Here is a 23,993-nt window from a genome sequence, read left to right on the forward strand (position 1 = left end):
ATGCTTTAAAATTTTAAATTGTGTATTTTTATTATAGGTTTAAGGGTTTAGTTTATATATGCGTATCCACTTCTTTTTTCTATATTTATAGAAGCTACATTGTTATTTTTATCTGTTAAAACTATCTTACAATCACCTTTTAATAGTCTTGAATAAGGTCTTTTCGCTCCTTTATTGTTAGTAACACTTACCACTCTCATGGGCCTACCTAATTCGTCAAAATCAATGGTTTGTGTTTTGTCTTTTCTACAACTACCAACAAATTTAACCGATTTTATGCCATATTTTTTTTCAATATTTAAATCTATATTAATTTTATTGCAATAGGACTGAGGAATGCCTCTCCAGCCCGCACTTAAGAATTTGTTTGATTTTTGTGTATCGATGGCAACCTCTTCTTTGGAATTTAAATTACCACTAAATTTATTACCACTACCTCTTTTATCATAAAAAATACTATATTTCCAAGATTTAACCCCAGGCTCATCTACTGAGCACTCTTGCAAACTAGTGTCATTAATAGCTATCCCCCATCTCATTTTAAACCAAAATTTTTCATTTTCAGAATGTACAAATTTATCATCTTGCATGGCAAGGTGCTGGGCGTACCTTATATGCGTTAGCATCTGTGTAGCTGCCTCTCTGGCTCCGTTTATTTCTAGCCTTGGTATGATCATTGCTGCAAGTATGCCAACGGCAATGATTACAAAAATAAGCTCTATAACAGTAAAACCCTTGTTTTTATGCATCTACCTGCCTCTTACATCAAAATTTGCGATTACTTTTCCCATTTTTTCTATGCAAAATTTTGATTTTCCATCTAGATCGGCGCTTACTAATAAATTTTTAGACTCATCTCTTACGTCTATACCATAAAATTTAAGTCTTAATGCAAGCTTTTTATTATCAGTGTATAAATCCTTGATTTCCGCTTCTTTTAATTTAGTAGTAAGCTCTTTTACAACATCAAATTTATAGACAAAATGCTTTGTTGGGTTATCTAAAAATAGGTAAAAAAATTGATTAAATACGATCATCGACCAGTTTAAGGCTAAAAAAAGCATCACTAAGGTCGTGCAAATTTTATAGCCTTTTCTAAATTTTGGCAATCTTACGCGATACGAATTAAAAAAAACTCTTACCATAAGTGGCGTTGCGATCATGCAAAACGGCAAAAACTGCTCAAGCTCTAGCCTTTGGCGCACTGAGACTATCATACAAAAGCAAAATGAGCAAATCGCAATAAACCATAAAAGATCCTTCTTTTCCTTAACCCAAATTCTATAAATAGTATAGACAAAAAAGATAAAAATAAACGGCGAAAAAACAGCGGCAAAGATACCAAAAGTATCGATAAAGTGCCCACTTGGCCTACCATTTGTATCAAAACCAAAAAAGTAAAGCGTGAGTAAAAATAAAATAGCACTTAGCCAAGCAAGTGGAGGCCTTCTTTTATAAAGTGAAAATATAAAAAATCCTGCGTAAAATATCAAAAAATCGCCATCTATAAAAAAAGAAAGACAAAAAAATACTACAAATAAAATTTTATTTTTAACATGAAAAAAGTATATACATAGGAGCGCCAGCATAACGCAAAGCCCAGCATTATTGACGATAAGAGCTGAAGCTATCGTACCAGGAAGTAAGATAAAAAGCAATACCGCAATAAGTCTGTCAAACTCTAATTTAATGTAAAATTTGCTTACCTTATACATTAAAACGACACTTATTACATGAAAAGCGATCATCACAGATCTTAGAGCAATATCTGTTTGACCAAAAATTTGAACGCTTAAGTTTAAAACATGACTAAGAAAATTTTGTTTGTTAAAAAAAATTTCAGCTTCACTATAACTTATGCTAAGAGAATTTGCCGTATAAAGTAAAAATATACAATCAATCAAACATATTAAAAATACGCTAAAGGCGACGTGATGTCCAACAAATTCTCTAAATTTATCTAGCAAAAATTTTCCTTAAATATGTATATCCCAAAAAAACTCGATCCAATCGTGAGCTTCTTTTACCTTAAATTCTGGCAAAAGCAGAGCTTTCTCTTTATAAAAGACGGTCGCTATTTTGATATCTAAATTTGGATAACGCTTAAGCAGCTCTCTTTTTATCTCGACCATACTCTCTCCACTATCGATGATATCATCGACGAGCAAAATTTTAGTGTATTTGCTAAGATCTGGTACATTAAAGATATTAATCGCATCAAGTTTGTTTGTATCTTCGTAGTGGATAGAATTTAGGGTAAATAAATTTCTATTATTAAGCGCAACAGCTAGCGAGTGACCAAGCGTTAGACCGCCTCTTGCCACAGCTAGTATCACCTCTGGATCAAACTCATCTTTTATCTGTTTTGCCATCTTTTTAGTATCAACAGCAAATTCATCGTAGCTATAAAATATCATCTTTCATCCTTATCAATGCACTAAAAATACGATAAAACTAATGAGTGCTAGCACGACTACACCTAAATTTATATCGCTAAATTCTCTCTTTATGAGCTTAACTATGACGTATGACATAAAGCCAAATGCAAGGCCATTTGTGATCGAGTAAGTAAGCGGGATGAGCACGACTATAAAAAATGTCGCAACCGCAATGGCTGGATCTTTAAAATTTATACTAGCAAGCTCAGCAAACATAAGCACGCCAACCATCACAAGGATCGGATAAATGGCATTGCCAGGGATCGCTTTAAAAAGTGGCAACATAAAGAGTGTAAGTATAAATAAAAGTCCGCAAAATACAGCCGTTAGACCAGTCCTACCGCCCTCTTCTACACCGCTAGCACTCTCTACAAACGATGTGGTCGTACTTACGCCTACAAGTGAGCCAGCTGCCGTAGCAATAGCGTCAGCTTCAAGAGTTTTTTCAAGTTTTACGACGCCATCTTTTTTGTTTTCATCAAAAATTCCAGCCCTCGTGCCTACACCAGCTAGCGTGCCTATAGAGTCAAAAAGATCGGTCACAAAAAATGTGATAACAACTGGAAGCAATGCTAGACTAAGCGCACCTTTTATATCAAGCTCTAAAAATATCGGAGAGATAGAGGCTGGAGTTGAGAAAATTTCTGTTGGATGAGGAGCGATACCAAGCACCCAAGCTATCACTGAAGTAGCAAGCACAGCTAGGATAAACGCGCCCTTTATCTTCCACGCCCAAAAGCAAATAACTAAAAATAATCCCAAAACACCAAGAAGTACGTTTGGATCTTTGAAATTTCCTATACCAACCAAAACTGCGTCGCTATTTACGATAAAGCCCATTTGCTGAAACGCGACAAAGCTGATAAATGTGCCTATGCCAGCACTTATCGCTCTTCGTAGGTCAAGTGGGATGGATCTAATTATCCACATTCTAAAATTTGTAAAAGACAAGACGACAAATATCACGCCGCTTAGAAAAACAACGCCAAGAGCCGTTTGCCAAGGTACTTTCATGCCGATGCAAAGACCAAATGTAAAATAAGCATTAAGCCCCATGCCAACGCTCATCGCAACTGGCGTGTTCGCCCAAAGACCATTTAATATCGTAGAAAAGATGGTAATTAGCGCAGTTGCCGTAATTAGTGCCTCATAAGGCATACCAGTTTTGCTCATAATGATCGCATTTACCGGCACGATATACATCATCGCCAAAAACGTCGTAAGTCCCGCTCCAAATTCCTGCTTCACACTCGTTTTGTTTTGTGCTAAGTCAAAAAATTTCACCCCAAGCTCCTTTTAGTAAATTTTAAGTTCGTTATATAAGCTATCACGCTCAACCGGCGTAAAACCAGATGTCTTTATGAGATCACAAAATGTCTTTAGTGTAACGCCATTTGCGCTATTTGCGCCAGCTGCACTTTGGATGCTCTCTTTTTCTATCGTGCCATCAAGATCATCAGCGCCAAATTCCTGAGCGATCATCGCTAAATTTAGCGTCGAAGTGGCCCAGTAAGCTTTGATATGTGGAACATTATCTAGCACAAGACGTGAGATCGCCAGAGTCTTTAAAATTTCAGCTGATCCTAGAAATTTCACATCTTTTAAGTAGTTATTTTCTCTTTGATAGACAAGCGGGATAAATGCGTTAAAACCGCCAGTTTCATCCTGCAATTCTCTAATCCTTAGCATATGATCGATCCTGTTACCGCGACTTTCTATGTGACCAAAAAGCATTGTTGCGTTGCTTTGTTTGCCGTGATCGTGCCACATTTTATGGATCTTTAGCCAGTTTTCGCTACTTACTTTGCCTTTGCAAATTTTAGCTCTGACCTCTTCATCAAAAATTTCAGCCCCGCCGCCTGGCATGCTATCGACGCCGTATTCGAGCATCTTCTCTATCACCTCATCATAGCTTAAGCCGTAATGTCTTGATAAAAAGTCGATCTCAGCTGCCGTCATCGCTTTTACATGGAGCTCTGGATGAGCTGCTTTTATCTTTTTAAAAATTTCTAAATACCACTGCCAGCCACTTTTTGCGTTGTGGGCAGAGACAATGTGTATCTCCTTTACGCCGTGACTCACGCTCTCATCAACGATCTTTAAAATTTCTTCGTGGCTCATTAAGTATGGGTTTGGATTTTTTCTGTGAGCCGAAAATGCGCAAAATTTACAGATATCAGCACACATATTTGTTGGATTGATATGGCGATTTACATTAAAAAAGACCTTGTTGCCATGCAGTTTTCTACGTTTTTTATCGGCAAATTTAGCCAAGGTAAAAAGATCAAGCTCATAAAGCGAAAAAGCCTCTTGTTTGCTTAATCTCTCGCCACTTTCTAGTTTTTGTAATAGATTCATTATCTTTATCGTCCTAAAGCTGAACTTAAGGCTTTATTATAAGCAAATAAAGCTTTGTTTTTGCAAAAATTATGTAACATTTGCCAAGATATTTTTAACAATGGAAACATTAAATGCTGGCCGATAAAAGTACCAAAAATAGCGATAATTATTTAAAAATCAAAGAGAAATTTCTTGATTTTAAGGCAAATTTGCCAAAACATTTTCAAAAAAATCAAGGCAGAAATTTCACAAATTTCTTAGCCAAAGAGTATGATGAATTTATAAAATCTTATTTAAATGAAACTATGCGAGAATTTTTTGATGAGTTTGTGCCACAAAATGACAGCTTTGCCTTTAGTGTTTTAGCTACTGGAAAATATGCCCAGACCTTACTTAGTGCAAATAGCGAGCTTGAAATTTTACTAGTTTATAAAAATTTAAAGGGCTATAACATAAAGAATTTCTTAAAAGAATTTAGCGAAATTTTAAGTAGCTCTGGAATAAATTTTTATATAAAAAGCGTTGAAATAGATGAAATTTTTACAAATTACAAAGACGATCTCAAATTTAAAAGCGAAACATCGCAAGTCCGATATATCTGTGGTTCAAAAAGCCTCTACCGCTTAGTAAAAAGCGAGATCATAAAATTAAAAGAATTTGATAAAAAAGCCTTTTTAAACTACCATTTAAAGGCGTTTTTGCCGTTTTCTAGCATCAGCTACTTAGCCCAAGAGCCAAATTTAAAAAGTGGCTTTGGAGGAATCGATGAAATTTACCACTTAAACTGCATACTAAACTGCCTAGATAGCGACATTTCGGTTAGATCACAGGCCCTAAAAGTGATGAATGAAAAAGAGATCGCTAGCTTTAACCTAAATGTAGACTTTTTACTAAGCCTACTAACTACCTTAAATTTAACGCAAAATTCTGATACTTTTAGTGCTTCAAGCGTTGAAATCACGACAAATTTCATGCAAACAAAGTCTAAAAAGCTTCAAGACAATGAAAGCGTTATCAGCCAAAAAATGCTAAGTTCAATGAATAATGTTGCTATTTATTCAAGGTTTATCGTCGCTTCTCTTTGCAGGCCATTTTTTAAAAGCGAGCTAAATTTTGATCAGAGAAAATTTGCAAGGCTAAAAAATGGCTTTTACGAGATAAATGGTGTCATTTACGTGCCACTTCATAAAAAGCCAGCTCTCATTGAAAATCTAATAACCGAGCTTTTAGAGCTAAAAGATGTGGATTATAAATTTGATATAAGCGCGATCTTTTACATCAAGCGAGCCATCATCACAAAAAGTGGCTTAGAGCGCGCTATCAGCGAGTTTAAAAAGATATTTTTAAGAAAAAATTCCTACGCAATTTTAAAATCATTGCTCGATGCGCAAATGATACAAATTTTAATAAAACCAATGGAACACATCAGCCAGCTAGCTCAGTACGACGGCTATCACGAATTTACGGTCGATGAACATAGCATCTTAAGCGTAAAATTTCTTGAAAATATAAAAGATAAATTTATAAAAAATCTCTATACCGAGCTTTGCTTGGAGGGCAAGACGATGCTAAAGATCGTGACTTTAATGCACGACGTTGGCAAGGGGCTTGGTAAAGACCACGCAAATATCGGCGCTAATATCTTTAGAGCCTACGCAAACAAGCTAAATTTAAGCCAAAAGGCCGTAAATATCGGCGTCATCTTGATAAAATACCACACGCTAATGAGCAACGTCTCAAACAGAGAAGACATTTATTCCCAACGCGTTATATTTGCTTTTATCTCAAAGCTTGGCGACAAGCAGGTTTTAAAACTGCTTTACATCCTTAGCTACTGCGTGATAAACGCCACAAATGAGAGGCTTTACAACGCCTACACAGCAAAGCTTTTAAGGGAACTTTATGAAATTTCTCTTAATGCATTTAGCGATGAAAATTTATTAGATGAAGCGACAAGGCGAGTAAAAAAAGAGCAATCTATAAAACGAAATAGCGAGTTTTTGGCGCTTGAGCCAAGCTTGCAAGAGAAAATTTTTAAAATCACATCAAATCTTGTCTTTATAAAATATAGTGCGAGTGAGATCATAAATTTAAGCAAGGCTGCAGATAGCTTAGATACGACAGAAATTTTTATAAATAACTCTAAAAATTTAAGCATTCAGATCTATACAAAAAAGAGCCTAAACTTAAGCGCCCTGCTCTATGAATTTGCCAAATTTGACCTTGCATACATGGAAATTTTTGAGCTATTTGAGAAGAAATTTTATATCAGGCTTGATTTTAACCAAAATGTTAAAAAAGAGGAGCTTGAAACTACTAAAAATTTAGCTCTAAAATCCCTAAATAGCGAGGTTTTAAAAGAGCCTTTGAAACCAAACATTAACAAAGATGAGATAAACTTCGAGCTAAATCACTCAAAAGATTACGCCAAACTTAGCATCAACGCAAAAGATCAGCGTGGGCTAATGGCTTATGTGATGAGTGTTTTTGACAGGCTTCATTTTCAAGTCACGAGTGCTAGAATCCAAACGGTCAAAAATAGAACAAGAAATCTCTTTTTGATCGAGAAAAACGAGCGACTTGAGAGCAAGGGCGAAGAGATATTAAATTTATTAATAAGCGAGTAAAACATGTGTGGAATCGTAGGATACATCGGAGATAAAGAGAAAAAAGAGGTCATTTTAAGCGGTCTAAAAGAGCTTGAGTACCGAGGATATGACAGCGCTGGTATGGCTGTGATGAGTGATGGCAAGATCGATTTTTTTAAAGCGGTTGGCAAGCTTGAAAATTTAGCCCTAAAGACAAAGGACTTTACATCAACTGGCTTTGGCGTGGCGATAGGTCACACACGCTGGGCGACGCATGGCAAACCAACTGAGATAAACGCTCACCCGCACCTTGGCGAGCACTCATTTGTCGTTCACAATGGCATCATCGAAAACTACAAAGAGCTTAAAGATGAGCTTGAGGCAAAGGGTGTGAAATTTGTCAGCCAAACCGACACCGAAGTGATCGTGCATCTTTTTGAAGAAATTTTAAAAGAGAAAAAAGACCCATTTAAAGCTTATGAGGCGACTATCGCAAAACTAAGAGGTGCTTATGCGACGCTACTTATCACCAAAACTGCGCCTGATAAGATATTTTTCGCAAAAGATGCTGCTCCTATGGCAATAGGAAAGAGTAATGAAAAAGAGCTATATTTTGCCTCATCAGATGCCCCGCTTATCGGCAACGCAACCGAAGTGGCATATCTTGATGACAACAATTACGGCTACGTGAGCTTAGACGAGATTGCTGTTTTTAAATACGGCAAAAAGGCGAGCATAACGTTTAATGCTTTACCAAAAGATAAGAGCTATGCCCAAAAAGAGGGATATACATTTTTCATGGAAAAAGAAATTTACGAGCAAGGTGCGGTCGTATCTGAAACCATCATGGGCAGGGTTAAAAATCACAAAGTCACCCTTGAAAATTTAGACGATGAATACCTAAAAAGTATCGATGATGTCGTGCTTTGTGCGTGTGGGACTAGCTACCATGCAGCGCTAACCGCAAGCTATCTTTTTGAAAGGCTTGCTAAAGTTAGAACAAAGGTCGAAGTGGCAAGCGAATTTAGATATAGAAAGCCTTATCTAAACAAAAACTCACTATTCATCGTCATCTCACAAAGTGGCGAGACGGCTGATACTCTTGAGGCTCTTAGGATCGCAAAAGAGGCCGGACTAAAGACACTTGCGATTTGCAATGTCGATAACTCATCTATAGTTAGACTAGCTGATAATACGCTTCTAACTCGTGCTGGCATCGAAAAAGGTGTTGCAAGCACAAAGGCATTTGCAACGCAGATCATCGTACTTTGGATGCTTGTGCTTCAAATGGCATCAGCAAAGGGATCTATCAGCAAAAAAGAGCTTGATCACGAGATCAAAACGCTTCTTCACATCCCACAAATTTTAAATATCAATAACTCTCTTCAAGAGAAGCTTCACCGCCTAAGCAAGCATTATTTACACGGCCATGGCTTTTTCTTTATTGGTAGAGATATCTTCTATCCGCTAGCACTAGAAGGTGCGCTAAAGCTTAAAGAAATCTCATATCTTCACGCCGAGGGCTATCCATCAGGCGAGATGAAACACGGTCCTATCGCACTTGCAGATGAGAAGCTATTTACGATCGCTTTAATGCCTCAAAATTTACTTTACGAAAAAACAAAAAGTAACGTCGAAGAGCTTGCTGCAAGAGATGCATACATCCTAGCGATAAGCCCACTTGAGTTTGAGCTAAGCGATGACTACGTAAAAACAAGCGTTCAAGATCACTATATGAGCGAATTTTTTGAGATGATGCTTGTACTTCAGCTACTTGCACTTGAAATTTCTGTTAGACTTGGCAACAACGTCGATATGCCAAGAAATCTTGCAAAAAGCGTAACTGTTGAGTAATTTATGTGGCTGTAATCTTGCTGGCTGCTTAAATTTTTGTGAAAAATAATTTTGCATTTATGTTATTAAACATAAATTTTATATTAATATTTTTATAATATTTGCTTATATATAATGCTAAGATCAACTTAAATATTAAGGATAAAAATGAAGTTAAGTTCATCTTTACTAAGCGTAGGTCTTGGAGTTTTACTTTTAAGCGGTTGCGCAACTGGCAACAACAATGGCGTAACTGGCAGTGCTGCTGGAAGCAATAACAATAATGCTAACACAAAAATAGAAAAATGCAGTAGCACTCTTGGAACACTTGCGTTTTATGAAGACCAAAATTCTGATTGGTATTCATATTTAACACACAACTACAAGCTCACATCAACTATTCCGGTTTTGCGTCTTCTTGCGCAACAAACTGGTTGTTTTGTTATAGTTGAACGTGGCGCTATGATGGATAATATGATGCAAGAGCGTGCACTTGATAGATCAGGCGAACTACGTGGTGGTTCTGGCTTTGGTAAAGGTAAAATGGTAGCAGCTGATTATACTATTCGCCCTGAAATTTTCTTTAGCAACGAAGATACAGGCGGAGCAGGCGCTCTTGTTGAAGCACTTTTTGGTAGTGTAGCAGGTGCTATAGCTGGTGGTTTTTCAACAAAAGAGACGCAAACTACATTAGTTCTTATAGAGAATCGCTCAGGTGTTCAATTAGCAGCAGCCATTGGCTCAGCTTCTAGCACTGACTTCTTTGGTATGGGCGGTAGCGCTGGTGCTTCTCTTGGTGCTGGACTTGGCGTATATTCAAGAACACCTGAAGGAAAAACACTTGTAAATGCTTTCCTTGATTCGATGAATCAATTAGTTATTGCTCTAAAAGACTACAAAGCACAAAATGTAAAAGGCGGTCTTGGCAAAGGCGGAAGCCTAAAAGTAGGAGATTAATATGAAATTTATAGCCATTTTATTTTGTTCATTGACTTTTTTGTTTGCTATGAGTTATGAAAAAAAAGTTGAAGCTAGGCTTTGTGGTCTTATAAATCAAAGAGAAATGGCTAAAATTTATGGCGACATAAGAAGTATTGATAGCTTTGATAAAAAAATAGAAAGCTATAAATTTCGCAACGGAATAGAAAAATTTGACGAGGATAGTTGCCGTGCAAATGGCTACTATCCTGTTGATCCAAACTATGCACCATATCCTCCTAGCTACCGTCCATACTATCAAAATGGATATGATAGATTTCAGCGTGGTTACCGCGGAGGCTACTATAACGATGACGACTATGATGATGGCTTCGATCGTGGTTATAGACGTGGTTATAAGGATGCTAGAAGAGACTATAGGCTAGGTAGATAACTTATCTCTAGCCTTAACCTTGGCTTAATTCTAGTAAAAACGATTTTTACAAATAACAAATCAAAAGCAATATATATATCAAATTTTACTGCTATAAATAAGTTCAGTGCATTGATTAAAAATTACAAAACCTGTGGATACGACAACATCCCAACTACCCAAATTTTTCTTTCGACAAAAGAGTAATAGACACCCTTACAAATAAGCTAGAGCAAGACCATAAAAATTTAAAAGAGCTAACAAGCAATATCAGCAGAGACGATCTTTTAAAGGTGCAAATTAGTGCACTTGAAGATGAAATAATAAGTTCATCTCTCATAGGGGGCGAAAGGCTTAAAAGATCAAGCATTCGCTCGTAGATAAAAAAGAGGCTAGATGAAAATTTTGACTGGCTAGCTGATACTCATGCGACTAGACACAGTGTTAATCTAGTCTCGCTAATGTTTGAAGTAAATTTAAACAAAGACTATATGAACCTCGAGCGGCTACATGGCTGGCACAATACAAGATAAAACGAGCCAAGTTTAGAGATGATGAGATGAGCGTCGTCTCAGGCTCTCCAGAAAATGTGCAAATCCACTATGAAGCCTTGCCAGCAGAGGTATAGAAGATGAGATGAGAACTTTTAAAATTTTATCAATAAAAGCCTTGAAAACGCATATCTAAAAAGTTTTATTGCACATCTTTAGTTTTTTATCCATCCTTATGATGACGGTAATGGGCGCATGACAAGGGCTTTGGCACACTACTTTTTAAGAGAAGATAGTGTTAAGCCATTTTCTATCTCTAGCATTATTTAAGCAAATAGAAAAAATTATTATGAAATTTTAGAGCAGACAACAAAGCTTGAAAATAATTTAAACTTTGACTTCACAGCGTGGATAAAGTGGCATTTAGAAGCGGTAAATAGCGCTATAAACAAGCTATAAGCTTACTAAAAATATAAAATTTCTATCGTAATTTAAGAGTCAAAGCCATTAAAATTTATCTTTACCTAGCATCGTTGCCAGCTGTTCTTTGATTCTATCATCAAATTCACTAACGCTTATAATACCTCTACTTTCGCACATCTTGGCATCATTAACATCACAGTAGTCACTAAGTGCATTTTTGTATCCGCCCCTTATGCAAGCCTCTCTGTCTTCTAAAAATCCAGCCCCACCAATGATAAGCACGCCGAGGTCAAAACCTATCTTAAATTTTGCACTCGCTGAGCTTTTAACCCAGCTTAAAAATATCTCATCGTATCTTAATCCAAGTGCTCCAACGCCATCTGGCACGACTAAGATATCCACACCATAAAGGCTCTCTGCATAAATTTCTGGATGAAGCCTGACGCCAAATTCATCGACAACCTCAGGCTTTAGTGCGTAAGTCTTGATATTAAAATCCTCAAATTTATGTAAAAAATCATAAATTTTGGCAAAGCTTAGTAGATTTAGCTTGTCAAACATCAAAATGCCAACTTTCATGCTAGCTCCTTTTAATGAAGTGCCTCATTTAGCTTGATCGCCCTTTTGCTCGCACTTGCAGTGATCTGGCCTGTTTGGCTATTTTGTCTAAAATGAAGTCCATTTAGCCCACCAAGCTCAAGCGCTTTGTAAATTTCAGCTTCAAATTTAAAGCTAGGATTTAGCTTAGCTAACTTTTCGCGCTCGCTAGCTGATATATAGACCTTTGTGCCCTCAAGCACCGCTATGCCAGCATCCACGATGCAGTTATCGCCAAGAGGTACGCCCGTGACTGAGTTTGCGCCAAGCAAGCAGTGCTTGCCGATGCTTACAGGGTTGCCGTTTGTGCCACTTAGTACGCCAAGTATGCTTGCCCCTCCGCCTACGTCACTGCCCTCGCCCACTACGACAGAGCTGCTGACTCTGCCTTCAACCATCACACCACCAGTTGTACCTGCGTTAAAGTTGATGTAGGCAGCACCTGGCATAACGACTGTGCCAGGATACACGGCAGCGCCCATGCGAACCTTAGCTGAGTCTAAAATTCTCGTGTTATCAGCTGGGATGATATGGCTTAAAAATCTTGGGAATTTATCGACGCTAACGATCGCTGGATATTCGCCAAACATCTTTAGAGAAATTTCATTTTCTCTTAGCCATTCAAGCTCAATTGGCGTATTTTGGCTAGTCCATGCAACATTTGGCAACACACCAAAAGCTCCATCAAGTACGATCGTTCTAGGTGCGACTTTGCCAAGCGATATCAAGTAAAGCTTGAGGTATACGGCTTCCACGCTAAGTGGTTTTGCATCATCAAACAAAAACACAAGCTTAAATTTATTCTCATTTAGTTCAAGATCGTCATCAAAAGCCATTTTTACGGCATGCAAATTTTGTACATTTTTATGAGAGCTTATCTCTTTTTCAAAGACACTAAAGAGCTTGCTGGCTTTTTTCACTACTTTTGGCGTAAGATCGGCTACAAATTCAGAGCCGTTAAAATCAACCTTAACATCACATTTTTGCAAGGCATAGATATAAGCAGCAGCGCTTAAAAAGCTCTCTTTGTAATTTACAACAGCAAAAGTCGCTTGCAAAATTTTATCTGTATTTTTTTGTCCGCGATCGATCCTAGCGATACCAAAAGCAAGCGGATCTTTGTAGCCATCTTTTTTTCTAAATTCTTCAAAAAATTCCTTAAATTCATTTGCATCTTTAAACTCTTTAGACATCTATTCTCCTTTAAATTTTTTCTTAGTCTAGCCAAAAATGGCTAAAAATTTTATGATTTTAAGTCCATTAAAATTTTTAAATATTTTTAATAATGATTAATCTTATCATAAAGTAAATTGCAATAAGATTTTGCAAATTTAAAGAAGGAATTTAAATGTCAAATTTAGTAACAAAACCTAGATTTGCTCTGGCTGCATTGATCGGCCTTGTCGCTGGCGTTGTCTCAGCTTTTGTCAAATGGGGAGCGGAATTCCCACTTCCTCCAAGAAGTCCGATGGATATGTTTAACGCTGCTTGTGGACCAGAGAGTACCATTAGGGCAGCCGATGCGATCGATTGCTCTAGAAATTTCTTAAATCCGCCTTATGTATTTTTAAGGGATTATTTGGGCATAGCCGATCCAAATGTCGCCATTTACGAGTTTGCAGGGCATGCGTTTAACTACGTAATGATGACGCATATATTGTTTTCGATCGTTTTCGCGGTTGCTTATTGTGTTTTGGCTGAGAAATTTCCAAAGATTACAATATGGCAAGGCTTACTAGTTGGCGCTATCGTAAATATCGCTGTTCACGTGATCACACTACCTATTTTGGGGCTTACTCCACCACTTTGGACACTTCCTTGGTACGAGCATGTATCTGAATTTGTCGGTCACATGATATGGTTCTGGTCGATAGAGATCATCCGTCATGACCTAAGAGCTAGGATCACAAAAGAAAAAGATCCGAGTGATTATTGCTGCTGCAACGCATAAATGCAAATTTTTGCTGTTTTGGGCTAAAAACCTAAAACAGCAACCAAATTTATCTCACCGTTTAAAAGCAAAATTTATCCGCGATTAGCACTCCTGGCTAAGCTCTAAATTTTCTAAACGAAGTGGCTTTTCATCCTCAAAAATCACCCCAATACCAAAAGGTTCGCAAATATCAAGCACACCATCGGCAAATCTCATCAGCCACTGCTTATCTTGCGCATAAAAAGTACACTGTGGGGACTCAAACGGCAAATCGCAAACTGGCACATCAAGCGCTCTAAGCTCGTCCTTGCTCAAAAGGCATTTCTGTTTAAGCTCATCTTGTAAAAATGTAAGCGCATCTTTTATGTGCCGGTCGATATCCTGAGCGATACGCCGCACAAGCAAAATCGTCTCATCATCCACATCTGCCCCATTTGCCGAGATAAGGCAAAAGAGCACTTGGCCAAAAATTTCACTTTTTAGCTCCGTCTCCGCGTACCAAATAAAGCCCTCATCTATTGCAACTTTTTCAAGCTTGCCAAATTTCAAAGTCATTTTTTATTCTCATTTTTGTGGTTTTGCTACTCTTACGAAAAAGAGCGAAATTTAAGCAGATTTGTAGTGAGCTAAAATTTATCATCTAAAATAGAGATAGCTTATAAATTTGCCCTTTTAGCATAAAGCAAAAGCTAAATTTACAAGCAAATTTTCAGTTTTTCTCGCTATTTAGAAGCAAAATTTCTCATCAGTGCCATTTTGCTTGCGCATAGCTTTAAAGTTAGCAAGATTATCTTTATCTAAAAAGTAATCTTTCTCTTTTTTATTGCGCGCTTCTAGCTTTTCTATGCCTTTTGCAAGGGCTGCTTTTCTATCTTCGTGAGGCGAGCTAAATTCTGGCGAGAACATCGCTTCATAGGCATTTTTCTTAGTCCATTCAAGCGCTTTATCAGCGATATCTTGTTGCTTTTTGATATCGCAAAATGCATAAGGATTGACCACTTCGCCAACAAGCTTCATAAACGCCCCTATCGCGGCCACCACGTCAGTAAATTTATCGCCCTCCATGTCTATAACGCCTCTTAGCAAGATCGCGCGATTTTTTGCCGCATAAAACCAAAATACCGCATCATCGCGAAGTCCAAGATCGTATGCGCGAGCTGAAAGGACAAAAAGAGTTATCGGAGAGACCATTTGTGGGGTGTCTTGCACGATCTTTTCAGCCTTTTTAAAATCCTCTTCTTTGCCACTTTTTAAAAGCTCGTCTATCTTGTCATAGACTTTGACGTACTCCACCTTGCCAGCATTTGCTGAGTAGTATGGCGTGACGTAGATGTCGATACTTCTTACTTTGCCATCATTTGCAAAGCCACATACTGCTCCAAAAAGTAGCGCCGTAAGCAGTGATAAAATTTTCATTTTAGCTCCTTGGTTTAAAATTTTTATTATTTCAACTAAAAGCAGTTGAAAAGATTAGGATAAATTTAAGAAAAAGTCCGCAAATTTAAAGCGGACTTCGAATATTAGTTTTTAAAACTATGAATTGGAGCTGGAATTTGTCCGCCACGAGCGATGAAGTCGGCACTTGAGGCTTTGTTTATCTTCATCACAGGCGCTCTTCCTAAAAGGCCGCCAAACTCGATCATATCACCCTCACGTCCAAGAGGTATAATTCGAACGGCCGTTGTTTTTTGATTTATAACGCCGATAGCCGCCTCATCAGCGATCATCGCAGCTATGCTCTCACTTGGCGTATCCGCAGGTATGGCGATCATATCAAGACCAACCGAGCATATCGCGGTCATCGCTTCAAGCTTTTCTAAATTTAGCGATCCCGCGCGCACCGCAGCTATCATGCCCTCATCTTCTGAGACCGGGATAAATGCACCGCTTAAGCCGCCAACTTGATTGCACGCCATGACGCCACCTTTTTTTACTGCGTCATTTAGGAGAGCAAGTGCCGCAGTCGTTCCGTGCGTACCAACAGCCTCAAGCCCCATCTCCTCAAGCACACGAGCCACCGAGTCGCCCACAGCAGGTGTTGGAGCAAGAGAGAGATCAACGATACCAAATTTCACCCCAAGGCGCTCGCTCGCCATCTGGCCCACGAGCTGGCCGATACGCGTGATCTTAAATGCCGTCTTTTTCACAGTCTCAGCCACCACATCAAAGCTCTCGCCACGTACCTTTTCAAGGGCTCTTTTTACCACTCCTGGGCCTGAAACTCCGACATTTATCACCACATCAGCCTCGCCCACGCCGTGAAATGCGCCAGCCATGAAAGGATTATCTTCGACTGCATTTGCAAAGACAACAAGCTTCGCACAGCCCATCTCTGATGCTGCCGCCGTCTCTTTTATAATGCGTCCCATATCACGTACCGCGCTCATATTTATGCCAGTTTTCGTTGAGCCGACATTGACACTTGCACATACTTTTGAAGTCTGGGAAAGTGCTTGCGGGATAGAATTTATCAAAATTTCATCGCCCTTTTGATATCCCTTTTGAACTAAAGCTGAAAAACCACCTATAAAATCAATACCAACCTCAATAGCCGCCCTATCAAGCGTCTTTGCGATCATTACGTAGTCTTTTGCGTCCGTTGCGGCGCCGATTATCGAGATAGGCGTCACGCTTACTCTTTTATTGACGATTGGTATGCCTAGCTCAGCAGAAATTTCGTTGCCTACTTTGACTAGGTCTTTGGCTTTAGTGGTGATTTTTGCGTAAATTTTGTCGCAAGCTTTGCCCATGTCAGGATCGATGCAGTCAAGCAAACTAATGCCCATCGTGATAGTTCTGATGTCAAAATTTTGCTCTTCGATCATCGAGATCGTTTCGGTTACGTTTTTGATGTCCATTGTTTTTCCTTAGATTGTATGCATCGCATCAAAGATAGCGGAACTTTGGATATTTATCTTTACTTTTAGGCTCTCTCCAAGTTTATTAAGCTCTTCTCTTAGGACCGTAAAATCCTTATTTTCATTACTTGAAACCACCGCCATCATCGTAAAAAACTCATCTAAAATAGTCTGTGAGATATCATCTATGTTTAGTCCTAGCTCGCTAAGCTTTGCTGAGACGCCAGCAACGATGCCAACTCTATCTTTTCCGACTACGGTTACGATCGCTTTCATGTTTTCTCCTATTAAATTTTAAATGATTGCATTTTGGATCCAAAATTTAAGCCAAGCATCAAGCAAAGCTAAATTTTGGTAGCCAACTTTAAACGAACAAATTTTAAAATTTGCTCTAAATTTTATCTTTTGTAAATTTTACTTCGAGCAAGCACTCTTGCCGTCATTTACTGGTTGGATCGCTGAGTTATCAGCTCCGCCATCACTATTTATATTTTCTATCACTTCCCAAAGTCTAGCAGCCGCACTCTCGTAGCGTTTTGCAGTGACTGAGTTTGGCTCGTAAAAGCTAACTGGCTTACCATTATCGCCGCCCACACGAACAGCTGGTTCGATAGGGATTTCGGCTAAAATTTGAGTGTTATAAGCTTTTGCTACCTCTTCAGTCGTACCTTTGCCAAAGATATCGTACTCTTTGCCATTATCTGGGCAGATGAAACCACTCATATTTTCGATGACACCAGCGATTGGGATGTGAAGCTTCTCAAACATATCAAGCGCACGTTTGCTATCGTCAAGTGCTACCACTTGTGGTGTTGTGACGCAGACGCCTGCCGTTACTGGCACGCTTTGAGCTAGAGTTAGCTGCGCGTCGCCCGTTCCTGGAGGCATATCAAGAAACAAGACATCAAGCTCACTCCAAAGCACGTCTTTTAATAGCTGCTCGATAGCTTTCATTATCATCGAGCCACGCCAAATAAGGCTCATGCCCTCTTCCATCAAAACGCCCATACTCATCATCTCGACACCATGGCTAAGTATCGGCTTTAGCTTGTTGCCAACGACTTGTGGCTGAGTATTTACTTCGCCAAGCATTCTTGGGATATTTGGTCCGTAGATGTCAGCGTCTAAAATTCCAACCTTTTTGCCTAGTTTTGCCATTGAGATAGCTAAATTTAGAGTCGTGGTTGATTTACCAACGCCACCTTTTCCTGAGCTTACCATTACGAAATTTTTAACTTGTGGCGCGATATTTTTGCCACTTTGAGTGTTACTTTTCTCCTCAGGTATCTTTGGCTGGATCAAATTTAGCACATACTCGTTTGAGCCCATGACACGTTTGATGTCCGTTTTTAGCTCATTTGCCACTTCTGGGCTTGAGCTGACGATCTCGACTTCGATTAAAATTTTATCGCCGATTTCTATATTTTTTACAAAGCCAAAGCTAACTATATCTTTTTCAAAACCAGGATATATAACACCTTTTAGCCTATTTAAGACCTCTTCTTTATTTAACATTTTTCTCCTTTTTCTAGATCTTTTGAAATTTTATATGCACAAAATTTTGGTCCGCACATCGAACAAAAATGAGCGCTCTTAAACGCATCTTCCGGCAAGCTCTCATCGTGAAGCTCTCTAGCCTTTTTTGGATCAAAGCTTAGCTCAAACTGCTTGTTCCAGTCAAATGCGTATCTAGCATCGCTCATCTCGTGATCCTTTTCTATCGCTCCCGCCTTGCCAAGTGCGACGTCTGCAGCGTGAGCCGCTATCTTGTGAGCTACGATGCCCTCTCTTACGTCATTTTCGTTTGGCAAGCCAAGGTGCTCTTTTTGTGTCACGTAGCAAAGCATGCTAGCGCCGTGATATGCTGCCATTGTGCCACCGATCGCCGAGGTGATATGATCGTATCCTGCACCTATGTCTGAGACAAGCGGCCCAAGCACGTAAAATGGGGCATCATGGCAGAGCTCTTGTTCGATTTTCATATTATACTCAATTTGATTTAATGGCACATGACCAGGGCCCTCTATCATCACCTGCACATCTTTTTCCCACGCCCTAAGCGTAAGCTCTCCAAGCACCTTTAGCTCGCTAAGCTGTGCCTCATCTGTCGCATCAAAAAGGCAGCCTGGGCGAAGTCCGTCGCCAAGCGAGAGCGAGACGTCATATTTAGCGCAAATTTCTAAAATTTCATCAAAAATTTCATAAAATGGATTTTGCTTATTTAGCTTTGACATGTAGCTTGCGCTTAAACTGCCACCACGGCTTACTATGCCCATTTTACGCTTTTTAACAAGCGGCAAAAACTCACGCAAAAATCCAGCATGTATCGTAAAGTAACTAACTCCTTGCTTTGCTTGTTTTTCAAGTATCTCTAAAATGAGCTCATTTGTGATATTTGTAACCTCTTTTGCCTCTTTTAAAATTTCATACATAGGCACTGTGCCAACTGGCACGCTTGAATGCTCGATGATCGCACTTCTAATAGCGTCCAAATCGCCGTCCGTACTTAGATCCATAACCGTATCAGCGCCAAATTCTAGGCAAATTTCAAGCTTTCTAAGCTCAGCGCAAATGTCGCTACTTAAGCTTGAATTGCCGATATTTGCATTGATTTTTGTCTTTAGCTTTCTGCCTATGCCCATTGGCTTTAAATTTTTATGATTTATATTTGATGGGATGATGATGCTACCTTTTGCAACCTCATCCATCACCAAATTTTCACCAAGCCCTTCGATCCTTGCCACATAGCTCATCTCTTGCGTTATCTCGCCGCGCCTAGCATAATACATCTGCGTCTTATCTCTCATATAAGGCCTTTTTTGATTTTTAAAAACCTCATTTTAGTCCTTTTTTGATTTAAACTAAATAAATAGGCTTTAAAAATTTACTTTTTTTAAAAAGAAATTTTGAAGTTTTGAGATGTATAATTCTGTAACAATTTTTAAAGGAGTTATCTTGCTTGATATATCACTTATAATGCTTGGAGCAGGAAATTCTAGCCGTTTTGAGCTACCAGTAAAGAAGCAATGGCTTCGAATAGGAAGCGATCCACTTTGGCTATTTGCTACTAAAAATTTGAGTAACTTTTACACATTTAAAGAGATCATTGTCGTTAGCAAAGAGTGCAAATATATGTCAAAATTTGCTCCAAATTATAAATTTGTTGATGGCGGTGAAACCAGACAAGATAGCTTAAAAAACGCGCTTGAATTAGTAAATAGCGAATTTGTCCTAGTTAGCGACATCGCTCGCCCTTGTATCTCAAGCGAGCTTTTTCACAAAATCATCGAAGCTGCGTCTCAGGCTGATTGTGTAGCTCCAGCGCTAAAGATCGCAGACACTGCTTATCTTGGCGAAAATGTGGTTGATAGAAATAAGGTAAAACTTATCCAAACACCACAACTTTCTCGCACAGCACTTCTTAAAAAAGCTCTTAGCGGCAGCGAAATTTACACAGATGATAGCTCAGCCATGAGAGCCATTGGCGCAAGCGTATGGCAAATTTTAGGTGATGAGATGGCAAGAAAGATCACTTACAAAGAGGATCTTGCCAAAATTTCTGCTTTAAAAGAGCCCGAAAATGAAGTCTTTGTGGGAAATGGGTTTGATGTGCATGAGTTTGAAAAGGGCCGTCCTTTAATTCTTTGCGGCGAGAAGATCGACTATGAGTTTGGGCTAAAAGCTCACAGCGACGGCGACGTGGCGCTTCATGCGCTAACTGACGCTATCTTGGGAGCTGCTGGACTTGGCGATATAGGCGAGCTTTTTCCTGATACGGATGCTAAATTTAAAGATATTAGCTCCATTTACTTGCTTGAGGAAGCTTACAAAAGGGTGCAAAGCGTGGGTTTTGTGCTAACAAACGCTGATATCACGATAATGGCACAAAAACCAAAAATTTCAAAACTAAAATCAAAAATGGAGGCAAATATCGCAAAAGCTCTAAATTTAAGCCAAAGCCGCATAAATGTAAAAGCAACGACTACTGAAGGGCTTGGCTTTGTTGGCAGATGCGAAGGGGTCGCTGTAATGGCAAGCGCTAGCCTTAAATTTTATAACTGGAAGCAAATATGAAAATTTTAATAGTAGAAAATGAAATTTACCTAGCTGGCTCGATGGCTAGTAAGCTAGCTGATTTTGGCTACGACTGTGAGATTGCCAAGAGCGTTAAAGAGGCATTGAAGTTTGAAAATTTTGATGTAGTGTTACTTTCTACCACACTCCCAGGGCAGGATTTTTACCCTGTTATCGAAAAATTTAAAAACTCTATCATTATTTTACTAATCGCTTATATCAATAGTGACACTGTGCTAAAACCAATCCAAGCAGGAGCGATTGATTACATCCAAAAGCCATTTATGATAGAAGAGCTAGTTAGAAAGATAAAGCATTTTGAGGAATTTAGAAATTTCAAAAACGAAATCAAAAACTATGAAAGCTACGTAAATTACGCTTTAAAAGAGTACGAAATTTCTAGCTTTGAGGCAAAAAAGATAAAATTTCCACTGCTTTTAAAATCAAGCAAAAGCGGATACAGCGATAAATTTATTTTTAGCTACGTAAAAGCTTGCAAATTGCCATTTTTATTTTTAGGTAAAGCCTGTTTCTCTGAACTTGAAAAGGCACTAGCCAAAAATGGTGACGAGCTAATCTATATGACAAATTTAGAGGAGCTAAAACAAGAAGAAAAAGAGAAAATTTTAGAAATTTGCAAAAAGAAAAAGGTTGCGATCTCAACTAGCGATTTTGCACAAAAAGCACCATTTGACGAGCTTGAGCTTTCAGGACGAGATAAAAATTTCAATATCGATGAGATCGTTACGATCGATGAATATATAAAGTACATAATCGTTAATTATCAAGATAAATTTCCTGATACAGAACTTAGCAAAAAGCTTGGAATTTCTAGAAAATCACTTTGGGAAAAGAGAAAGAAATATGACGTCAGCAAGAAAAAATAGCGAAATTTCTATAAATACCGAAGTTTTTGGTGCTTTGGAGCTAATAAAAAATAAAATTCTCTCAGATTACGACTCGCTGATGGACGATGAACAGATAAAAGAGGTGAGCAAAAAAGGCTATTTTAACGGCGAGCCGATGCCGTATTCTTTTGGATTTGCTCCATTTGGCGAGCTAAATCAAAATATTGCCAGCAAGCTTACTCCTGGACAAAAGGTAAATCTAAGTCTTGATGGTAAGATTGTTGGGCACATCAATGTTGCCAAGGTCTTTAAATTTGACGAGAACATGAGAGCTAAAAATATATTTTTAGCAAACGAAGCTAGCAATGATAAAGAGCTAAATTTAGGCAAATACGGCATTAGTGGCGAATTTGAGCTTTATGATGAAAGTATGCAAATAAGTAAAAATGCACTAAACGATCTAATAAAAGAAGATGGCGCTAAAAAGATAACGGCGGTCTTTTTAACGGCTGATCCATTTAATAGAGCTCACGAGCGCCTTGTTAGAATGACTATTGATAAAGCTGATTTAGTAATCATTTTTTTAATAAGAACACGCGAAGAAAAGCACGTTGATTACGAGATTAGAAAGCAAGTGTTAGACTATTTTATACAAAATTATTTGCCGATAAAAAAGGTCTTTGTCTTTGCTCTAAAAAACACGACTCTTTTTAGCTCACATGCAAATCCTACACTTGAGTGTATCGCTGCTTCAAGATTTGGGGCAAATAAACTAGTCATCGGGCAAAACCACTCAGGGATTGGAATGTTTTTTGATCACAATGAAGCTCATACAATTCTTGATATTTATAAAAACGACCTAAATTTAGAGATAATCGTGCTGCCAGAGCTAGTTTATTGCAATAAATGCAAGACACTAGTTAGCACCAAAAGTTGCCCGCACGGACAACATCATCAGATCAAATATCACCCAGATGTTATAAAAGAGCTACTGTTTAACGGCATCATGCCTCCAGCCATTCTTGTGAGGCCAGAAATTTCTGCACTAGTTTTAAGCAAACTCTTTACAAATCGCTTCAAAGACGTACAAAAGCTTTGTGATGATCTTTTTGTAAATTCAGGATTACTTGAAAACAAAACTGACCGTGACTTTTACGAAGAGCTTATGAAGCTTTATCAAACATCATCGATGACTTAAGGAAATTTATGCAAAAACTATTTTTAACTTTTTTTGGATTTGGACTTTTGCCAAAAGCGCCTGGTACTTGGGGCTCTATAGCTGGCGCTGTGGTAGCTTATTTTGTGCTTTATTTTTTATCATCAACCACGCTTTTTCTAGCTAGTATTTTACTCTTTTTGATAAGCATTAGTGTTATAGATGATTTTGAAAAAAAGGTAAATTCTCACGATGAAAGTTTTATCGTTATAGACGAAGTTGCTGGAGTTTGGCTTGCTATTGCCATTAGCGGAGCTACGATCTCTCAGCTAATACTCTCACTTGTGCTTTTTAGAGTGCTTGATATTAAAAAGCCTTCGATAATAGGCAGGATCGACCGCAATGTAAAAGGTGGACTTGGCGTAATGGTCGATGATATGGTAGCTGGTTTTTTTGCTGGATTAATTAGCGCAATAATATACGGGGCTGCTATAAAATTTGGCATAACTTTGCCGTAAAAATATAGATTTTTGGCAAAGTTATATAGGCTTAAATATCTTTTATATAAATTTTTAAGCAAGTCCTAGCTCATTTAAAACAGAACTTAGATTAACCGAGCTACTACTCTTACTATTAAGATTTTTTTGCTTCTCTAGCAGAGCTTGATTGGCAAGTGCTACATTTAGCTCTTTGCGGTAATCACTTAAAATTTTATCCATTATCTTAAGCAGCTCATTTTTTTGATCCTGTGTTTTTGCGGGATCATCTATGCCTAGAAATTCAGTTAGCTCCTTTTTCTTTTGGGCTATTTTCTCTTCTATCTTGTTAGAATTTAGCTCGCTTATAAAACCAACTGCGCCGATTTCAGTAAGCCTTTTTTTAAACTGTTCAACTTTATCTGAAATTTTTGCATCGCTTGTGATCTTATCCATAGCAAGGTTTAAAATTTCGTCAAAACTATTTTTTTTATCTTTAGTTTTGCTTGAGCCTGATTGCAATAAATAATCGATTATGTCGTTATTTTGTACTTTCATATATCTCCTTTTTACTGTATTGAGATATA

General features: G+C 38.2%; 25 protein-coding genes. 11 read left to right on the forward strand and 14 right to left on the reverse strand.

Going from position 1 to position 23,993, the window contains the following annotated elements:
- Nucleotides 1-47: 47 nt before the first annotated feature.
- Genes B9N62_RS00005 through mqnE form a run of 5 tightly spaced genes read right to left on the reverse strand, consistent with a single transcriptional unit; the run spans nucleotide 48 to nucleotide 4,799 of the window.
- A complete protein-coding gene (locus tag B9N62_RS00005) occupies nucleotides 48-749 on the reverse strand; it encodes a pilus assembly FimT family protein (RefSeq protein ID WP_087583825.1) in 702 nt (233 codons plus the stop codon).
- The gene (locus tag B9N62_RS00010) at nucleotides 750-1,967 is read right to left on the reverse strand and encodes a hypothetical protein (RefSeq protein ID WP_087583826.1); all 1,218 of its coding nucleotides are present in this window, start codon (nucleotides 1,965-1,967) and stop codon (nucleotides 750-752) included. It lies immediately after the preceding gene.
- A 9-nt stretch (nucleotides 1,968-1,976) separates the two neighbouring features.
- Complete coding sequence (locus B9N62_RS00015; RefSeq protein ID WP_087583827.1) at nucleotides 1,977-2,417, reverse strand: phosphoribosyltransferase; 441 nt, start codon at nucleotides 2,415-2,417, stop codon at nucleotides 1,977-1,979.
- A 12-nt stretch (nucleotides 2,418-2,429) separates the two neighbouring features.
- Nucleotides 2,430-3,722, reverse strand: a complete 1,293-nt coding sequence (locus tag B9N62_RS00020; RefSeq protein ID WP_072594681.1) for an NCS2 family permease — start codon at nucleotides 3,720-3,722, stop codon at nucleotides 2,430-2,432.
- A gap of 12 nt (nucleotides 3,723-3,734) precedes the next feature.
- Nucleotides 3,735-4,799, reverse strand: coding sequence for an aminofutalosine synthase MqnE (mqnE, locus tag B9N62_RS00025; RefSeq protein WP_087583828.1), 1,065 nt, complete (start codon nucleotides 4,797-4,799; stop codon nucleotides 3,735-3,737).
- 110 nt (nucleotides 4,800-4,909) lie between these two features.
- On the opposite strand from mqnE, the gene B9N62_RS00030 reads away from it, so the two are divergent.
- The 6 genes from B9N62_RS00030 (at nucleotide 4,910) to B9N62_RS10975 (ending at nucleotide 11,371) form a co-directional block, all read left to right on the forward strand.
- The gene (locus B9N62_RS00030; RefSeq protein ID WP_087583829.1) at nucleotides 4,910-7,405 is read left to right on the forward strand and encodes an HD domain-containing protein; all 2,496 of its coding nucleotides are present in this window, start codon (nucleotides 4,910-4,912) and stop codon (nucleotides 7,403-7,405) included.
- Nucleotides 7,406-7,408: 3 nt separating this feature from the next.
- Complete coding sequence (gene glmS, locus B9N62_RS00035) at nucleotides 7,409-9,220, forward strand: glutamine--fructose-6-phosphate transaminase (isomerizing) (protein WP_087583830.1); 1,812 nt, start codon at nucleotides 7,409-7,411, stop codon at nucleotides 9,218-9,220.
- A gap of 147 nt (nucleotides 9,221-9,367) precedes the next feature.
- Nucleotides 9,368-10,156, forward strand: coding sequence for a peptidoglycan-binding protein (locus tag B9N62_RS00040; RefSeq protein ID WP_087583831.1), 789 nt, complete (start codon nucleotides 9,368-9,370; stop codon nucleotides 10,154-10,156).
- 1 nt (nucleotide 10,157) lies between these two features.
- On the forward strand, nucleotides 10,158-10,571 hold the full coding sequence (locus B9N62_RS00045; protein WP_087583832.1) for a gamma-glutamyl phosphate reductase: 414 nt from the start codon (nucleotides 10,158-10,160) through the stop codon (nucleotides 10,569-10,571).
- Between the two features lie 137 nt (nucleotides 10,572-10,708).
- Nucleotides 10,709-10,930 (forward strand): DUF4172 domain-containing protein, encoded by a 222-nt coding sequence (locus B9N62_RS10970; protein WP_223154482.1) that lies wholly within the window; start codon nucleotides 10,709-10,711, stop codon nucleotides 10,928-10,930.
- Between the two features lie 336 nt (nucleotides 10,931-11,266).
- The gene (locus B9N62_RS10975) at nucleotides 11,267-11,371 is read left to right on the forward strand and encodes a Fic family protein (RefSeq protein WP_087584034.1); all 105 of its coding nucleotides are present in this window, start codon (nucleotides 11,267-11,269) and stop codon (nucleotides 11,369-11,371) included.
- Nucleotides 11,372-11,548: 177 nt separating this feature from the next.
- On the opposite strand, the gene B9N62_RS00060 is transcribed toward B9N62_RS10975, so the two are convergent.
- Nucleotides 11,549-12,043, reverse strand: coding sequence for a hypothetical protein (locus B9N62_RS00060; protein WP_087583833.1), 495 nt, complete (start codon nucleotides 12,041-12,043; stop codon nucleotides 11,549-11,551).
- Between the two features lie 11 nt (nucleotides 12,044-12,054).
- Nucleotides 12,055-13,254, reverse strand: a complete 1,200-nt coding sequence (locus B9N62_RS00065) for a 2,3,4,5-tetrahydropyridine-2,6-carboxylate N-succinyltransferase (protein WP_087583834.1) — start codon at nucleotides 13,252-13,254, stop codon at nucleotides 12,055-12,057.
- A gap of 155 nt (nucleotides 13,255-13,409) precedes the next feature.
- Between B9N62_RS00065 and B9N62_RS00070 the strand changes: the two genes are divergently transcribed.
- On the forward strand, nucleotides 13,410-14,012 hold the full coding sequence (locus B9N62_RS00070; protein WP_087583835.1) for a YagU family protein: 603 nt from the start codon (nucleotides 13,410-13,412) through the stop codon (nucleotides 14,010-14,012).
- Nucleotides 14,013-14,096: 84 nt separating this feature from the next.
- On the opposite strand, the gene B9N62_RS00075 is transcribed toward B9N62_RS00070, so the two are convergent.
- The 6 genes from B9N62_RS00075 to thiC form a co-directional block, all read right to left on the reverse strand.
- Nucleotides 14,097-14,549, reverse strand: a complete 453-nt coding sequence (locus tag B9N62_RS00075; RefSeq protein WP_087583836.1) for a hypothetical protein — start codon at nucleotides 14,547-14,549, stop codon at nucleotides 14,097-14,099.
- A gap of 171 nt (nucleotides 14,550-14,720) precedes the next feature.
- Nucleotides 14,721-15,410, reverse strand: coding sequence for a cytochrome-c oxidase (locus B9N62_RS00080; RefSeq protein ID WP_087583837.1), 690 nt, complete (start codon nucleotides 15,408-15,410; stop codon nucleotides 14,721-14,723).
- Between the two features lie 104 nt (nucleotides 15,411-15,514).
- Nucleotides 15,515-16,852: a PFL family protein gene (locus B9N62_RS00085; protein WP_087583838.1), complete on the reverse strand. Its 1,338-nt coding sequence runs from the start codon at nucleotides 16,850-16,852 to the stop codon at nucleotides 15,515-15,517.
- Between the two features lie 9 nt (nucleotides 16,853-16,861).
- A complete protein-coding gene (locus B9N62_RS00090) occupies nucleotides 16,862-17,128 on the reverse strand; it encodes an ACT domain-containing protein (RefSeq protein WP_087583839.1) in 267 nt (88 codons plus the stop codon).
- Nucleotides 17,129-17,266: 138 nt separating this feature from the next.
- Entirely contained in the window at nucleotides 17,267-18,367 is a 1,101-nt protein-coding gene (locus B9N62_RS00095; protein ID WP_087583840.1) for an Mrp/NBP35 family ATP-binding protein, read from the reverse strand.
- Nucleotides 18,361-19,659 (reverse strand): phosphomethylpyrimidine synthase ThiC, encoded by a 1,299-nt coding sequence (gene thiC / locus B9N62_RS00100; RefSeq protein WP_087583841.1) that lies wholly within the window; start codon nucleotides 19,657-19,659, stop codon nucleotides 18,361-18,363. The genes B9N62_RS00095 and thiC overlap by 7 nt, the downstream gene beginning before the upstream one ends.
- A 148-nt stretch (nucleotides 19,660-19,807) precedes the next feature.
- Between thiC and B9N62_RS00105 the strand changes: the two genes are divergently transcribed.
- The 4 genes from B9N62_RS00105 to B9N62_RS00120 are packed head-to-tail and all read left to right on the forward strand — an operon-like array spanning nucleotide 19,808 to nucleotide 23,448.
- The gene (locus B9N62_RS00105; RefSeq protein WP_087583842.1) at nucleotides 19,808-20,926 is read left to right on the forward strand and encodes a bifunctional 2-C-methyl-D-erythritol 4-phosphate cytidylyltransferase/2-C-methyl-D-erythritol 2,4-cyclodiphosphate synthase; all 1,119 of its coding nucleotides are present in this window, start codon (nucleotides 19,808-19,810) and stop codon (nucleotides 20,924-20,926) included.
- Nucleotides 20,923-21,813, forward strand: a complete 891-nt coding sequence (locus tag B9N62_RS00110; RefSeq protein ID WP_087583843.1) for a response regulator — start codon at nucleotides 20,923-20,925, stop codon at nucleotides 21,811-21,813. Before B9N62_RS00105 ends, B9N62_RS00110 begins: the two co-directional genes overlap by 4 nt.
- Entirely contained in the window at nucleotides 21,791-22,972 is a 1,182-nt protein-coding gene (locus tag B9N62_RS00115; RefSeq protein WP_087583844.1) for a sulfate adenylyltransferase, read from the forward strand. The genes B9N62_RS00110 and B9N62_RS00115 overlap by 23 nt, the downstream gene beginning before the upstream one ends.
- A gap of 8 nt (nucleotides 22,973-22,980) precedes the next feature.
- Complete coding sequence (locus B9N62_RS00120) at nucleotides 22,981-23,448, forward strand: phosphatidylglycerophosphatase A family protein (protein WP_087583845.1); 468 nt, start codon at nucleotides 22,981-22,983, stop codon at nucleotides 23,446-23,448.
- Between the two features lie 54 nt (nucleotides 23,449-23,502).
- Here B9N62_RS00120 and B9N62_RS00125 read toward each other — a convergent pair whose 3' ends face one another.
- Nucleotides 23,503-23,964, reverse strand: a complete 462-nt coding sequence (locus B9N62_RS00125) for a response regulator (protein ID WP_087583846.1) — start codon at nucleotides 23,962-23,964, stop codon at nucleotides 23,503-23,505.
- Nucleotides 23,965-23,993: the final 29 nt, after the last annotated feature.

The sequence above is a fragment of the Campylobacter concisus genome (assembly GCF_002165785.1).
In the GTDB taxonomy this organism is placed as follows: Bacteria; Campylobacterota; Campylobacteria; order Campylobacterales; family Campylobacteraceae; genus Campylobacter_A; species Campylobacter_A concisus_W.